This is a genomic window from Cellulomonas sp. P5_C5 (genome assembly GCF_054049655.1).
Map to the genome: position 1 here is coordinate 44,367 of NZ_JBFULY010000019.1, position 14,940 is coordinate 59,306.

13 protein-coding genes are annotated in these 14,940 nt (G+C 74.5%); 2 read left to right on the forward strand and 11 right to left on the reverse strand.

All coding sequences use genetic code 11. The features are described 5' to 3' along the window. Window positions 1-27 precede the first annotated feature (27 nt). The 6 genes from ACXJKF_RS15240 to ACXJKF_RS15265 are packed head-to-tail and all read right to left on the reverse strand — an operon-like array spanning window position 28 to window position 7,332. Window positions 28-1,329, reverse strand: coding sequence for a GNAT family N-acetyltransferase (locus ACXJKF_RS15240; RefSeq protein ID WP_456788555.1), 1,302 nt, complete (start codon window positions 1,327-1,329; stop codon window positions 28-30). A 33-nt stretch (window positions 1,330-1,362) separates the two neighbouring features. Next, window positions 1,363-3,594, reverse strand: coding sequence for an NAD-dependent DNA ligase LigA (ligA, locus tag ACXJKF_RS15245; protein ID WP_456788556.1), 2,232 nt, complete (start codon window positions 3,592-3,594; stop codon window positions 1,363-1,365). A 46-nt stretch (window positions 3,595-3,640) separates the two neighbouring features. After that, window positions 3,641-4,018: a hypothetical protein gene (locus ACXJKF_RS15250; RefSeq protein WP_456788557.1), complete on the reverse strand. Its 378-nt coding sequence runs from the start codon at window positions 4,016-4,018 to the stop codon at window positions 3,641-3,643. A gap of 1 nt (window position 4,019) precedes the next feature. Then, window positions 4,020-5,042 (reverse strand): hypothetical protein, encoded by a 1,023-nt coding sequence (locus tag ACXJKF_RS15255; protein WP_456788558.1) that lies wholly within the window; start codon window positions 5,040-5,042, stop codon window positions 4,020-4,022. Further along, window positions 5,039-6,142 carry a tRNA 2-thiouridine(34) synthase MnmA gene (gene mnmA, locus ACXJKF_RS15260; RefSeq protein ID WP_456788559.1) on the reverse strand — a complete coding sequence of 368 codons (1,104 nt, stop codon included), beginning with the start codon at window positions 6,140-6,142 and terminating at the stop codon, window positions 5,039-5,041. Before mnmA ends, ACXJKF_RS15255 begins: the two co-directional genes overlap by 4 nt. Next, the gene (locus tag ACXJKF_RS15265; RefSeq protein ID WP_456788560.1) at window positions 6,142-7,332 is read right to left on the reverse strand and encodes a cysteine desulfurase family protein; all 1,191 of its coding nucleotides are present in this window, start codon (window positions 7,330-7,332) and stop codon (window positions 6,142-6,144) included. The genes mnmA and ACXJKF_RS15265 overlap by 1 nt, the downstream gene beginning before the upstream one ends. 86 nt (window positions 7,333-7,418) lie before the next feature. On the opposite strand from ACXJKF_RS15265, the gene ACXJKF_RS15270 reads away from it, so the two are divergent. Continuing rightward, complete coding sequence (locus tag ACXJKF_RS15270; RefSeq protein WP_456788561.1) at window positions 7,419-8,420, forward strand: phosphotransferase family protein; 1,002 nt, start codon at window positions 7,419-7,421, stop codon at window positions 8,418-8,420. A gap of 4 nt (window positions 8,421-8,424) precedes the next feature. Here the strand turns inward: ACXJKF_RS15270 and ACXJKF_RS15275 are convergent, their stop codons facing one another. The 4 genes from ACXJKF_RS15275 to ACXJKF_RS15290 form a co-directional block, all read right to left on the reverse strand. Then, window positions 8,425-9,897 (reverse strand): outer membrane protein assembly factor BamB family protein, encoded by a 1,473-nt coding sequence (locus ACXJKF_RS15275; protein ID WP_456788562.1) that lies wholly within the window; start codon window positions 9,895-9,897, stop codon window positions 8,425-8,427. Between the two features lie 27 nt (window positions 9,898-9,924). Next, window positions 9,925-10,314 carry a PLD nuclease N-terminal domain-containing protein gene (locus ACXJKF_RS15280; protein WP_456788563.1) on the reverse strand — a complete coding sequence of 130 codons (390 nt, stop codon included), beginning with the start codon at window positions 10,312-10,314 and terminating at the stop codon, window positions 9,925-9,927. A gap of 124 nt (window positions 10,315-10,438) precedes the next feature. Then, window positions 10,439-11,422 (reverse strand): electron transfer flavoprotein subunit alpha/FixB family protein, encoded by a 984-nt coding sequence (locus tag ACXJKF_RS15285; protein ID WP_456788564.1) that lies wholly within the window; start codon window positions 11,420-11,422, stop codon window positions 10,439-10,441. Between the two features lie 25 nt (window positions 11,423-11,447). Next, window positions 11,448-12,236: an electron transfer flavoprotein subunit beta/FixA family protein gene (locus tag ACXJKF_RS15290; RefSeq protein ID WP_456788565.1), complete on the reverse strand. Its 789-nt coding sequence runs from the start codon at window positions 12,234-12,236 to the stop codon at window positions 11,448-11,450. A gap of 97 nt (window positions 12,237-12,333) precedes the next feature. Between ACXJKF_RS15290 and glgX the strand changes: the two genes are divergently transcribed. Further along, window positions 12,334-14,520 carry a glycogen debranching protein GlgX gene (gene glgX, locus ACXJKF_RS15295; protein ID WP_456788566.1) on the forward strand — a complete coding sequence of 729 codons (2,187 nt, stop codon included), beginning with the start codon at window positions 12,334-12,336 and terminating at the stop codon, window positions 14,518-14,520. Window positions 14,521-14,524: 4 nt separating this feature from the next. Here glgX and ACXJKF_RS15300 read toward each other — a convergent pair whose 3' ends face one another. After that, the gene (locus ACXJKF_RS15300; protein WP_456788567.1) at window positions 14,525-14,935 is read right to left on the reverse strand and encodes a GNAT family N-acetyltransferase; all 411 of its coding nucleotides are present in this window, start codon (window positions 14,933-14,935) and stop codon (window positions 14,525-14,527) included. Window positions 14,936-14,940: the final 5 nt, after the last annotated feature.

A 14,940-nucleotide genomic window follows, 5' to 3' on the forward strand; every position in this document is an offset into this window, starting at 1 on the left:
GGGAGCGTGCGCCCGGTCGCGCCGGCGCTAGCGGCGTTCGCGGTAGACGTACCGCTCGGCGGGCCGGAAACCGAGAGCCGTGTAGAGGGCTCCCGCGGCGGTGTTCTCGGCCTCGACCTGCAGGAACGCCCGCCGAGCACCGCGCTGCGCTCCCGCGTCGAGCGCGCGCTCGGTCAGGTACCGCCCGAGCCCGCGGCGGCGGGCGGCCGGTGCGACGACGAGGCACGACAGCGCGACCCAGTCCTCGGCGAACGCCGCCCGGATGACGCCGACCAGTCCCGTGGCGTCCGTCGCCGTKAGGTAGACGGCGGGCGCACCGCCGAGCACGCTGCGGGCCAGCCGCAGGCTCGCGTCGTCGGCCTCGGCCGCGGCGCCGGTGGCGTGCAGGCGGGCCTTCGATCCGGACCACGCCTCGAGCCACTCGTCATCCGGTCGGTCCGCGACGGCGACCCGCACCGGTCCCGCGGCCGTGCGGACGGCGCCGTGGCGAGGCTCGAGCCCGTCGAGCTCGCGCACCAGCACGTCGGTCCGGGACATGACCTCGTAGTCGCGCAGCGCGAGCAGGTCGTCCAGGCCCCGCGGCGACGCGCGGCACACGCGCACGATCGACGGCTGCCCCTGCTCGGCGTAGAGCTCCTCGACGCGGTCGAGGGTCGCCGTGACGTCGGGCGGGGTGCCCAGCGGCAGGACGCTGTTGGCCCGTCGCGTCAGCCCGCCCGACAGCCCCACGCGCCAGCCGTCCACGTCGACCACCCGTGCCGGCGGCCACGTCGCGGACTCGACCAGCGCACCGGGCGCGTCCGGCGCCGTCCACGCGTGGACGCGCAGGTGCACCTCGACGTGCCCCCAGTCGCGCTCCGGGACGGCCACGAACCCGAGCCGCCGGTACAGGCGCTGCGCGGCCTCCATCGAGTCGAGCGTCGACAGCACCACCCGCGTCGCACCGCCGGCGACCGCCTCGCGCAGCGCGGCGGACACCAGGAGCTCGGCGATGCCACGACGCCGGGCCTCGGGCGCGACCGCGAGCATCCGGATCTCGAGCTCCCCCGGCTCCGCGACCTCCGCGTAGGACGTGCCGTAGGGCGCGAGGGTCACCGTGCCGACCACCACCAGGTCGTCGTCCCGGTCGTTCGCCCCGTCGCCCTCCCCCGGCGGGACCAGCGCGACGAGCAGCGTCGCCTCCCGCGCCCGCCGCTCGGCGTCCCGCAGCTCGTCGGCGTAGGCGTCGCCCGCGTCGAGCAGGCGGTCCGCCAGGTACGCCTCGGCGGTGAGCGCCCCGGCATCGGCCACCTGCGCTCCGACCGCCACCCGGACCACGGCACCGGTCACAGCGAAACCTCCGGCCGACGACCGCTCGTCACGTCAGGCCTCGCCGTCGTCGGCAGCGTCGACCCCGGCGTCMGCCGGGCCGTCCTCGCCGACCTCCGGGCTGTCTCCGACGCCCGCCGGCCCCTCCGCCAGCAGCCGCTCGAAGCCCGCCTCGTCCAGGATCCGCAGCCCGAGCTCGCGCGCCTTGGTCTCCTTCGACCCGGCGTTCTCCCCGACCACCACGTAGTCCGTCTTCTTGGAGACGCTGCCCGCCGACTTGCCGCCGCGCGCGAGGATCGCCTCCTTCGCACCGTCCCGGCTGAACCGCTCCAGCCCGCCGGTGACCACGACCGTCAGCCCTTCGAGCGTGCGCGGCGCGGACTCGTCCCGCTCCTCCTGCATCCGGACCCCGGCCGCGGCCCACTTCTCGACGATCGCCGCGTGCCACTTGTCGTCCTCACCCGGCTGCTCGAACCAGGCCACCACCGCCGCCGCGATCGTCGGGCCGACGCCCTCGGCAGCGCCGATCTCCTCCTCGGTCGCGGTGGCGATCGCCGGGACCGACGCGAAGTGCTGTGCGAGGGCCCGCGCGGCGGTCGGACCGACGTGCCGGATGGACAGGGCCACGATCACACGCCAGAGCGCCGCCTCCTTGGCCTTCTCCAGGTTGCCCAGCAGAGCCGCACCCGTCGCGTTGAGGTCCCCGGCCTCGCGCACCGCGCCGGCCACCTTGGAGCGGGCCGAGAGCGTGAACAGCGGCACCCTGCGCAGCGCGTCCGCGTCGAGCGCGAACAGGTCGCCCTCGTCGGCGACCACGCCGGCGGTCAGCAGCGCGCTGGCCGCCTCCCAGCCGAGCGCCTCGATGTCGAACGCCCCGCGCGACGCGACGTGGAACAGCCGCTCGCGCAGCTGTGACGGGCAGGACCGCTGGTTGGGGCAGCGGATGTCGACGTCCCCCTCCTTGGCAGGCGCCAGCGGCGTGCCGCACGAGGGGCACTCGGTCGGCATCACGAACGCGCGCTCGGTGCCGTCGCGCAGGTCCACGACGGGCCCGACGATCTCCGGGATCACGTCGCCGGCCTTGCGCAGCACCACCGTGTCGCCGATGAGCACACCCTTGCGCGCCACCTCGCTCGCGTTGTGCAGCGTCGCCATCTCGACCGTCGAACCCGACACGAACACCGGCTCCATCACGCCGAACGGGGTCACGCGGCCGGTGCGCCCCACGTTCACGCGGATGTCGAGGAGCTTGGTGTTCACCTCCTCGGGCGGGTACTTGTACGCGATCGCCCACCGGGGCGCGCGGCTGGTGGACCCGAGCCGGCGCTGCAGCGCGATCTCGTCGACCTTCATCACGATGCCGTCGATCTCGTGCTCGACGTCGTGCCGGTGCTCGCCGTAGTACGCGATCATCTCGCGCACCCCGTCGAGACCCTCGACGATGCGCGTGTGCCCCGAGACCGGGACGCCCCAGCCCGCGAGCAGGTCGTAGACCTGCGACTGCCGCTCGATCCCGGTCCCCTGCCCCGCACCCCAGACCAGCGCGCCGATGCCGTGCGCGTACATCCGCAGGTCCCGCGAGGCGGTGACCCGGGGGTCCTTCTGCCGCAGCGAGCCCGCGGCCGCGTTGCGCGGGTTGGCGAACGGGCTCTTGCCCGCCTCGACCTGCGTCGCGTTGAGCTCGGCGAACGCGGCGACCGGCAGGAACACCTCACCGCGGATCTCGATGCGCTCCGGGTGGGTCGCCGGGTCCCCCGCGAGCACGTCGGGGATCGTCGCGATGGTCCGGACGTTCAGCGTGACGTCCTCACCGGTGCGCCCGTCCCCGCGGGTCGCGGCCCGGACCAGCCGCCCCTTCTCGTACAGCAGGGCGATGGCCAGCCCGTCGATCTTCAGCTCGCACAGGTAGTGGATGCTCGCGTCCGACTCGAGGTCCCGGTGCAGCCGGCCCGCCCACGTCGTGATGTCCTCGTCGGAGAACGCGTTGTCCAGGGAGAGCATCCGCTCGACGTGCGCGACCGACGCGAACTCCGTCGAGAACGTGCCACCCACCCGCTGCGTCGGCGAGTCCGGCGTCCGCAGCCCCGGGTGCTCGTCCTCCAGCGCCTGCAGCTCCCGGAGCCGCTCGTCGTACTGCTTGTCCGAGGACACCGGCGCGTCACGGATGTAGTAGGCGAACTGGTCCGCCTCGATCAGGGCGGCCAGCTCGGTCCACCGGTGTCGGGCCTGCGCGGGGATCTCGGTCTCGGCGGACGCGCTCACGGGCGCGGGTGCTTCGTCGCTCACCCGCACATCCTCTCGCGCGCCGCCCACACCGGCGCCGTCCACGCCGTCAGGTCGTCGACGACCGCCGTCGGCTCAGCCACGGCCCGACCACCAGCACCCCGCACACCAGCACGCCCCCGACCGCGAGCACCGCACCGGTCACGAAGAGCGGGACCGACGCCTCGGCCACGACGACGTCCGTCGGTGAACCGTCCACGTCCCACGTGCAGATGGCCTTCGGCGGGACGACGGTGTAGCGCACCGACGCGGAGTCGGTGCCGGCAGCGTAGGCCTCGACGCAGGGGTCGGGGTCGGCCTTCGTGGCAGTCAGGCTGGTCACGCCGATGCCGGTGTAGCAGATGACGAGCAGCACCATCCCGACGATCGCCGCCCCGGACCCGACGAGCAGCGCCAGGGCGCGCTTCACGCTCGGCTGTGCAGCCACGTCATGCCTCCGCTCGTTCGGCCACGATCCGCGCGGCCCGGACCAGTCCGGCCAGCACGGCGCGGGCGTCGTCCGGGCTGCCCTTCCCGGTGATGTCACCGGCGAGGAGCACGACGTCGCGCAGCCCCGCCATCGGCAGCCCCACGGACCGCCACGGCCGGGTGAGCGTATCGGCCTGGCCGGCCACGTCCGGACCGGCGCACTGCGACGACGCCTGCGGTGCGAGCTCGGGCCAGAACGCGAGCCCGCCCTCGACCACCTCGGCGACCTTCTCCCAGCTGCGCTCGTCGAGCGCGGGCACGGCGAGCGCGAACCCGTCGACCTCGGCGGCACGGATCGCGCCGAGCGACGTCCAGGCGGTGCCGCCGTGCACGACCACGCGCGCCCCGGCCTGGGCGCGAGCCACCTCGGCGATCCGCTCGGCGGCCACGGGACCGGGGACGGAGCGCAGCGCGGAGTAGCCCGAGAACGACGGCAGCACGCCCGCCATGACCTGGGCGAGCAGGGGCTMGTGCAGCAGCACGGTGGGCTCCGCGCCGGGCACCGAGCGACGGATCGCGGCGAGGTGCTCGGCCAGGCCGGCGGCGAGCGACGCGGCGAGCTCGCGGACGGCGCCCGCGTCGGAGACCACGCGGTCGCCGCGGGAGAGGTACAGGGAGGCGGCGAGCGTCATCGGCCCCAGCACGGGCACGACGAGCGGTCCCGCCCAGCCGTGCCCGGCGACCGCGAGCGCGTCCACGTCCTCGCGCAGGTAGGCCTCGGCGCGGGCGAGGTCACGGCTGGGCCGGTCGGCGAGCTTCCAGCCGTGCGGCCCGAGCTCGGTCGGCAGCTCCGCGAGCAGCGCGGCGGCTCGGCCGACCCGGTCGGCCCAGGGCCCGCGCTCGGCGAGCGTCACGGTGAACGGGAGACCCGCCACCTCGGACGGGGTGTCGACGAGGTCACCGACGACGACGGTCTGCGCCTCCAGCACGTCGAGACCCGGCCACGGCCCGGTGCCCGTGACGCCCGGTCGTGCGGCGCTCACCGGGCGACGCCGGCCGTGGCGCGGCGTGCGGCGGTCACGGTGGCCTGGCCGAGCACGCGCGTGCCGTCGTAGAGCACGGCCGACTGCCCCGGGGCGACGCCTCGCAGAGCGCCGACCTCGGAGAGCGCGATCTCGACGACGCCGTCCCGCACGGTCGCCAGGGCCGGGACCGCGTCGCCGTGCGCGCGGACCTGCAGGGAGCACGCGAACGTGCCGTCCGCACCGGCGAACCAGACCGCGCGGTCGGCCTCGACGGACAGCACGGCCAGCTCGTCGGCGGACCCGACGACGACCCGGTTGTTGACCGGCTCGACCGACAGCACGTACCGGGGCTTGCCGTCGGGAGCAGGCCGACCGATCGACAGACCCTTGCGCTGCCCGACGGTGAACGCGTACGCCCCGTCGTGCTGCCCGAGCACGGCGCCGGAGCCGTCGACGATCTCCCCGGGCTGCGAGCCGAGCCGCGAGCGCAGGAACCCCTGGGTGTCCCCGTCGGCGACGAAGCAGATGTCGTAGGAGTCCGGCTTGGCGGACACGGACAGCCCCCGCGCGGCGGCCTCGGCCCGGGTCTCCTCCTTGGAGGCCACGTCGCCGAGCGGGAACATCGACCGCGCCAGGCGCTCGGGGCCCATCACGGCGAGCACGTAGGACTGGTCCTTGGCCAGGTCCCGCGCGCGGTGCAGCTCCCGGGTGCCGTCGGCGCGCGTCTCGATGCGGGCGTAGTGGCCGGTGCAGACGGCGTCGAACCCGAGGGCGACGGCCTTGTCCAGCAGCGTCGCGAACTTGATGTGCTCGTTGCAGCGCACGCACGGGTTCGGGGTGCGGCCGGCCTCGTACTCGGCGACGAAGTCCGCGACCACGGTCTCCTCGAACCGCTCGGACAGGTCCCACACGTAGTACGGGATGCCCAGCACGTCAGCGGCGCGACGGGCGTCCCCGGCGTCCTCGATCGAGCAGCACCCGCGCGAGCCGGTGCGGAACTGGTCGCGCGTGCGGGACAGGGCCATGTGCACGCCGACGACGTCGTGCCCGGCGTCGACCGCGCGTGCCGCGGCGACCGCGGAGTCGACGCCACCCGAGAGGGCGGCAAGCACGCGCATCAGGTCACCGCCCCGACGGTGGCGAGCCCGGCGGCGCGCGCGCGGTCGACGACGCCCGGCAGGGCCGCGAGCAGCGCGTCGACGTCGGCGGCGGTCGACGGGTGCCCGAGGCTGAACCGCAGCGCACCGCGCGCGGCGACCTCGTCGACCCCCATCGCCAGCAGGACGTGGCTGGGGCGTGGCACGCCCGCCTGGCAGGCCGACCCGGTCGACGCCTCGATCCCGGCCGAGTCGAGCAGGTACAGCAGCGAGTCCCCCTCGCAGCCCGGGAACGTGAAGTGGGCGTTGGCGGGCAGCCGCCGCGAGGTGTCCCGCGGCCCGCGCAGCACGGCGTCGGGGACGACGTCCTGCACCCCGGCGACGAGGGTGTCCCGGAGCGCTCCCACGCGGGCGGCGAACTGGTCTCGACCGGCGACCGACTGCTCGACCGCCCACCCGAACGACGCGAGCAGCGCCGCGTCGAGCGTGCCCGACCGCACGCCGCGCTCCTGCCCTCCGCCGTGCAGGACCGGCGTCAGGTCGAGCCCGCGACGAGCCAGGAGAGCACCGGCACCGCCCGGGCCACCCACCTTGTGCCCGCTGACGGTCATCGCGTCGAGCCCCGACGCGCCGAAGTCGACGGGCACCTGACCGACCGCCTGCACCGCGTCGGCGTGCACGGGCACCCCGTACCGGCGCGCGAGCGACACCACGTCGTCGAGCGGCTGCACGGTGCCGACCTCGTTGTTCGCCCACATCACCGAGATCAGCGCGACCTGGTCGCCGCTGCGCTCCAGCTCCTCGCGCAGCGCGTCGACCTCGACCGCCCCGTCGCCGTCGACCGGCAGGAGCACCAGCTCCGCACCGGCGTGCTCGGCCATCCAGAACGCGGGGTCCAGCACGGCGTGGTGCTCGACGGCGGACACCAGCAGCCGTCGGCGCTGCTTGTCCTGGTTCCGTCGGGACCAGAACATCCCCTTGATCGCGAGGTTGTCCGCCTCGGTTCCTCCGGAGGTCCACACGACCTCGCTGGGCCGTGCGCCGAGGGCTGCGGCGAGCCGCTCGCGGGCCTCCTCGACCACGCGGCGGGCCGCACGTCCGGACGCGTGCAGGGACGAGGGGTTGCCGGTGCGCACGAGCTGCTCGGCGAGCACCCGCGCGGCCTCCGGGAGCATGGGCGTGGTCGCCGCATGGTCGAGATACACGCTCATCGGCTCCAGTCTACGAACGACCTCCACAACTCCCGACCGCACGGCGTATGGGATCACCCTCCGGGGGCCGCTCGCGAACTGGCAGGATGTGCCGCGTGAGTGCCGATGACGTCATTGCCCTCCCGCTCGCCTTCAGCGGCCAGCGGCTGGACTGGCGCGACCTCCCCCGGCACGTCCGAGCCCGGATCGCGGAGCTGGCGGGCGCTCAGGTCACCGCGGAGATCAGCGCGACCAGCGGTTTCAGCCCCGGGTTCGCCGCCGTGCTCGAGCTCGCCGACGGGCGCGGCGTCTTCGTCAAGGCCGTCTCCGGTGAGCAGAACCCCATCTCCCCCGACCTGGCACGCGCCGAGATGCGGGTGGCCCACGCCCTGCCCCCGCAGGTCCCGGCGCCGCGGCTCCTGTGGTCGTCCGACGACGGCGACTGGGTGATCCTCGGGTTCGAGGTGGTGCACGGACGCTCTCCCGAGCTGCCGTGGCGGCCCGAGGACCTGCGCGCCGTAGCCGACGCCGTGGGAGCGCTCGCAGATGCCGAGCCCCTGCCCGGCCACGCCCTCCCGCGCACGGACGACCTCCTGGCGGAGGACTTCACCGGCTGGCGCAAGCTGCACACGCTCGACGCCGACGCCAAGCGCGAGTACGCGGACCTCGCCGGTGACGTCGGCCGCTGGGCGCTGGACAACGAGGAGCGGCTGGTCCGCTGGGAGCAGGAGTCGCTGCGGGTGTGCGCCGGGGACTCCCTCGTGCACGGGGACCTGCGCGCCGACAACGTCATGATCGACCCGGACCACCAGCACCGGGTGTGGCTCATCGACTGGCCGCACGCGAGCGTCGGTGCCCCGTGGCTCGACCTGGCGTTCATGCTGCCGAGCGTCGCGCTGCAGGGCGGCGGCGACCCGGCGACCAACTTCCGGACGCACGCCGTGTCCGACGGGGTGCACGACGACGACCTGCGGGCGGGCCTCGCCGGGCTGTCCGGCTACTTCGCGTGGAGCTCGCGGCAGCCCGCGCCCCTTGGGATCCCGAACCTGCGCCGGTTCCAGGCCGCGCAGGGCGTCGCAACGGTGCGCTGGCTGCGCGAGCTGTCCTGAAGCCTCAGCCCAGGACCGCCACGCCGCTCCCCCAGCCGACGAGGGTGTGCCCCACGGACTCCACGCCGAGCAGCGTCCCGGGCAGGTCGACGCGCCAGTCCTCGCCGCCGTCGTCGAACCGGTAGGCGACGAGCTCACCGACGCCCGGCCAGTCGTTGAGCGCCGTCACCGTGCCCGGCTCGTCAGGGCGCTGCTGCGCGCTCAGCACGTGCTGCCCGTCGGTCACCAGGTTGCCCATCGACCGTCCGGGCAGGACCGGAGCCCGCCAGAGCTCCTCGCCGGTGCTGCCGTCGACCGCCACGACCCCGTCCGGCGTGCTCAGGTACACCCGCCCGCGCACCACGAGCGCCGCACCCGACAGCCCGTGCCCGACGTCCCACCGCTCGCGGCCCGTGGACCGGTCGTACGCGTGGATCCTCGAGCCGACCGTGAGGACCAGGCCGGGGACGCTGCCGTCGTCGGCGGACACCCGCGCGAGCCGTCCGGGCAGGACGAGCTCCGGACCGCCACCTCCGAGGAGGGTGGTCGAGTCGCGGCCCACGTCGTCCACCGCGAAGGCGGCCACGGTGCCCTGCTCCGGGTCCGCCGCGAACCCGTCGCTCGCGTCGACGCGGCTGAGCACCGACCCACCGGCACCGTCGAGCAGCGTGATCCGGCGCTCGGCCGTCACGACCGCGATCCCGTCCCCCGCACGCACCAGCGCCGTGGACCGGTCGACGTAGCCATTGGCGTCGGGCTCGTCACCGGCGGACGGCACGACGGACTGCCACCGCTCCCGTCCCGTCAGCACGTCGGCCGCCGTGACGACGAGCGTGCCGTCGGGCCGGGAGACCGCGACAGCGACGGCACCCGGGAGCACCGCGAAGGCCACCGCGCCCGGCGCCTCCCGATCGGCCACGACCGAGCCGTCCGCGAGGTCCGCGACGACGACCCGGCTCGTCTCCGACGGGACGAGCACGTTCTCGTTCTCCCGGAAGGACAGGTACGCGTCCGTCACCAGGCACACGACCCGACCGGTGCCGCCCGGCTCGGGAAGGCAGCCGCCGACCGGGCTGAACCCCTCGTCGGCATGGTCGACGTGCGCATCCGCCAGCGGCGTGGTCCAGCGGGGCTCGCCGGTCAGCTCGTCGACCGCGACGAGCTCCTGCGAGCCGTCGCTCGTCCTCTGGAGGCCGACGAGGACCCCGTCACCGGGCAGCCCCGGCCAGAGCTCCGACCCGCCGGCGTCCTGCGTCCACACGATCCGGACGTCCTCGTCGACGGGCCGGACGACGCCGGGCACCTGCGCGAGCGCCGCGACGGCGGCACGTTCGCGCGCCTCCACGACGAGCTGCGTGCCGAGGAGCGCGACGACGACCGCGGCAGGGACGAGCAGCCACCGGCGTGATCGGTGCCGTCGCTCGGGCTCCTCGGGGCGCGTCTCGCCGCCGTCGAGCTCCTCGAGCTCGACCGCCGCCATGTCGACGCGCTGCCTCATGGCCGGATTATCCGCCCGGTCGAGGGGTCAGGCCGGGTCCCGCTTCTCGTCCGACTCGAGCCTGCTCTCCCGGTCGCGCAGCTGCGCCTCCCAGTCCTTGAGCATCTGCTCGTGCTTGTCGTCCGACGAGCGCATGCCGGCCAGGAACTCCGGGTCGTCGTCCGGGGAGCTGCGACGCGGCCGCTCGTACTCGGGGAACCCGGCGGTCTGGGTCGTCGGCCAGGGCACGTTCCGCCGCGGCCGGTGCTCGGGACGTCCCGCGACGAGCCACGCGATCCCGCCGACGACGGGCAGCAGGATGATGACGAACACCCAGGTGGTCTTCGACAGGTTCCGCGGCACGTCGGTCTGGATGCAGTCGATGAGGCAGTAGACCAGCAGGGCGATCTCGATCAGGAACGGCAGGTAGCGGATCACGGCACTCCTCGGGCACCCCTGCCCGGCGTGCTGTCAGCCGGGACCGACGAGCACGCTAGTGGAGCCGGACAGGGTCTGTCCGGCGATCGGTTGCTCCGTCGACCCGACCACCCSGACGGACGAGTCAGCCCTTGAGGCGGCGGATCTCCGCGGCAGCCTGCGGCACGACCGTGAACAGGTCGCCGACGACGCCGAAGTCCGCGATCTCGAAGATCGGGGCGTCGGGGTCGGAGTTGATCGCGACGATCGTGCCGGACGCCTGCATGCCGCCGCGGTGGTGCACGGCACCGGACACGCCGAGCCCGACGTAGAGGCGCGGCGCGATGGTGACGCCCGTCTGGCCGATCTGCGCGTCGTGCCCGATCCAGCCCTCGTCGGTGGCCACGCGCGTGGCGCCGACCGCGCCGCCGACCACGTCCGCCAGCTCCTCGACGACCGAGAAGTCGCCCTCGGTGCCGCGTCCGCCGACCACGACGATGCTCGCGCTGCCGAGGTCCGGCCGACCGCTCGCGGGCCGCTCGACGCGCTCGACCAGGGTGACCCGCCGGGCCTTCTCGCTGACCGCGACGGTGTGCTCGCCGATCTGCGGGGCGGGTGCGCCCTCGACCGTCGACGGCACGACCGAGTTCGACTTGAGCGCGACGACCGCCAGCGGCGCCGTGACCGCGCACGAGGTGGTCCAGGTGCCGGCGAACACGGTCTTCGAGGCGACGTACCGGCCGTCGACCAGCGCGAGACCGTCCGCATCGGTGACGACCCCGGCTCCGGTGCTGACCGCGAGGCGCGCGGCGGCCTCCTTGTTCTCGAACGAGGAGACCAGCAGCAGGAGCCCGGCACCGGTGGCGTCGAGCAGCGACGCGAGCGCCTCGGCGAGCACGGCCGACAGGTGCGGGTCCGCGTCGGCGACGACCCGGTGGACGTGCGTGGCGCCCAGCGCGGCGAGCTCGGCGACGACCTCGGGCGACGGCTCGACGCCGTCGACGGTCCACGCGGCGTGCACCCCGGCGCCACCCGACAGCTCGCGGGCGAGCGTGAGGAGCTCCCGGACGGGGGCGCGGACGGCTCCGTCCACGGTGTGGTCGACGAGCACGAGCACGGGTGCGGTCACAGCGGCGATCCTTCGGTTCGGGACGTCAGACGAGCTGGTTGTCGACGAGGTACGCGGCGAGGCGGACCCCGGCGTCACCCGTGTCCTGCACGAGCACGCGGTTGTCGCGGGGCGGTCGTGCGGCGGCCTCGAGCACCTCGGTGCGGGCGCCGAGCAGCCCGACGCGCGAGGCGTCGACGTCGAGGTCCGCGAGCGTCAGGGTGGTGACGGGCTTCTTGCGGGCGGCCATGATGCCCTTGAAGTTGGGGTAGCGCGGCTCGTTGGCCTGGTCGGTCACCGACACCAGGGCCGGCAGCGTGGCCTCGAGCACCTCGGACGCGTGGTCGAGGTTGCGCCGGACGCGCACGGTCGAGCCGTCGACGGTCAGCTCCGCGGCGAGCGGCAGCGCCGGCAGGTCCAGCAGCTCGGCGAGGGCGGTCGGCAGGAGCGACGTCAGGCCGTCCAGCCCGGCCATGCCCAGGACGACCAGGTCGACGTGCTCCTGGGCGTCCAGGTGGCGGATCGCGGCGGCGAGCACCCGCGCGGTGCCGATCGCGTCCGACCCGGCGACGGCGTCGTCGACCACGTGGACGGCGTCCTCGGCGCCCATCTGGAGGCCGCGGCGCACGGCGTCGACAGCGTCGTCGGGGCCCACGGTCAGGGCGGTCACGGTCCCGTCACCTGCGTCGACGAGGGCGAGCGCCGCCTCCAGGGCGTTCTCGTCCAGCTCGTTCAGGGTGCCGTCCCCGCCGTCGCGGACCACGCGACCGTCGGGGCCCAGGGCCCGCTCGGACTGGATGTCAGGGACATGCTTCACGCAGACGACGATCCTCACCCGCGGAACGTTACCGCCCACCCCGGACCAGACGAGCACACGGTCCAGGGGCGGAGACGCCCGACACGTGTGGGCTTCTTCCCCCCACAATGTCCGGGTGACCCCGCCCTCCCCCCACCGGCGAGCGCCACGCCTCGGTGTCCATGTCACCGACGCGGGCGTGGACGTCGCCGTCTACGCCGCGCACGCCACGGGCGTCGACCTGTGCCTGTTCGACGGCGACGACGAGACCCGGGTCCCGCTCACCGCGTCCGGGCTCGGCGTGTTCAGCGCCTCCGTCCCCGACGTCCGCGCCGGCCGGCGGTACGGCTTCCGCGCGCACGGGCCGTGGGAGCCCGCGGCCGGTCACCGGTACAACCCCGCCAAGCTGCTGGTCGACCCGTACGCGCGCGGGCTCGACGGCGACGTCGCGCACACGCCGGAGACCTACGGCCACCTCGTGGGCGCCGACCTGGCGGGCGACCCGTACGGCCCCGCGGACCCGCGCGACTCCGCCGGTCACGTCCCGTACTCGGTCGTGGTGGACACCCGCGACCTGCCGGGACCGGACCCGACCACCAACCGACCCTGGACGCCGTGGTCCCGCACGGTCGTCTACGAGGCCCACGTCCGCGGGCTGACCATGCTGCATGACCGGCTTCCCGAGGAGCTGCGCGGCACCTATGCCGGCCTCGCGCACCCCGCGGTCATCGACCACCTGCTCGGGCTGGGCGTCACCGCGGTCGAGCTGCTCCCCGTGCACGCGTTCTCCTCCGAGCCGCACCTCGTCGAGAAGGGCCTGACCAACTACTGGGGCTACAGCACGCTCGGCTTCTTCGCCCCGCACGCGGCCTTCGCGACGGCGGCCGCCCAGGCGGCCGGCCCCGCGGCCGTGCTCGCGGAGCTGCGCGGGGCGGTCCACGCGCTGCACGAGGCCGGCCTCGAGGTGCTGCTCGACGTCGTCTACAACCACACGTGCGAGGGCGGGCTGCCCGGCCAGCACCTGTCCTGGCGCGGCCTCGACAACGCCACCTACTACGCGCACGACGGCGGCGCACCGGCCGCGCTCGCGGACGTCACCGGCACCGGGAACTCGCTCGACTTCCGGCGTGCCGAGGTGGTCCGCATGACCCTCGACTCGCTGCGCTACTGGGCCGACGTCGTCGGGGTCGACGGGTTCCGCTTCGACCTCGCGGTCACGCTCGGCCGCGACCCGGGCGGCTTCTCTCCGGACCACCCGGCGCTCGTCGCGATGGCGGTCGAGCCGTCGCTGCACGGGCTCAAGCTCGTCGCGGAGCCGTGGGACGTCGGACCCGGCGGGTGGCGCACCGGGCAGTTCCCGGTGCCGTTCGCCGAGTGGAACGACCGCTTCCGCAACGCGGCCCGCTCGTTCTGGCTCGCCGACCCCGGCCGCGCCGCGCACGGCCTGCCCGGTCACCGGGTCCGTGACCTGGCCACCCGGCTCGCGGGGTCGGTGGACCTGTTCGGGCACAGCGACCCGCCGCTGGTCCGTGGGCCCAGCGCGTCGGTCAACTACGTCACCGCCCACGACGGCTTCACGCTCGCGGACCTGGTGGCGTACGACCACAAGCACAACGCGGCCAACGGCGAGCACAACCGCGACGGCAGCGACGACAACCGCTCGTGGAACCACGGGATCGAGGGCCACGTCGGACCCGACTCCCCCGCGGTCGACATCGTGCCCCTGCGGCGCCGCTCGATCCGCAACCTGTTCGCCACCCTCGTGCTGGCGGCGGGCACCCCGATGATCACGGCCGGCGACGAGGTGGGCCGTACCCAGCAGGGCAACAACAACGCGTACTGCCAGGACAACCCGATCTCCTGGGTGCGCTGGGACGTGACGCCGTGGCGCGAGGACCTGCTGGCGACCGCCCGCTGGCTCCTGCTGCTGCGCCGCGAGCACCCTGCGCTGCGCTCGGAGCGGTTCTACTCCGGTCGCCCGTACGTGCCGGGCCGTCGACCGGACCTCGCGTGGTTCGACGCGCTCGGTGTCGCGTTCGACCACGACCGGTGGCACGACCCGTCGATCCGCACCCTGCAGATGGTGCGGACCGCCCCGCCGCCCGAGCAGGACACGGTGCTGCTGGTCATCAACGGCTCGCTCGACGCGGTGCACCTGATCCTGGCCGACGACCACGGCGGCCGGTGGCGCCTCGCATGGGACTCGGTCTGGGAGAACCCGGCGGAGGAGCGTGCCGCGGCGATCGAGGGCAGCCTGCACGCCGAGCCCGGTGAGGCGACGGTCGTCGAGGCGCTGAGCATGCGGGTGTACGTCCTGGACTGAGGTCTCAGCCCTGACGGGCGGGGCGGACCATCGCGGTCGTGTCCGGCTCCGCGAACCCGAACTCCCGGTACAGCCCGTGGGCGTCGCCGGTGAACAGCATCCAGCGGAAGTCGGCGCCGGGACCGTCGTCGATCATCGTCGCGACGATCCGGCGCCCCAGACCGACGCCGCGGTGCTCCGGGACGACGAACACGTCGGCCAGGTAGGCGAAGCCGACGCCGTCCGACACCGCCCGGGCGAACCCGACCATGGCGCCATCGGAGTCGTAGGCACCGACCACCCGCCAGGCACCGTCGATCTGCTGCTCGATGTCCGCCCGGCTGCGCCACCGGCCCCAGTACGCCTCGGTCGAGAGGAACTGCCAGACGACGTCACGGTCCAGACGCTCGGTCGCGTCGCTCAGCACGTAGGTCACCCCAC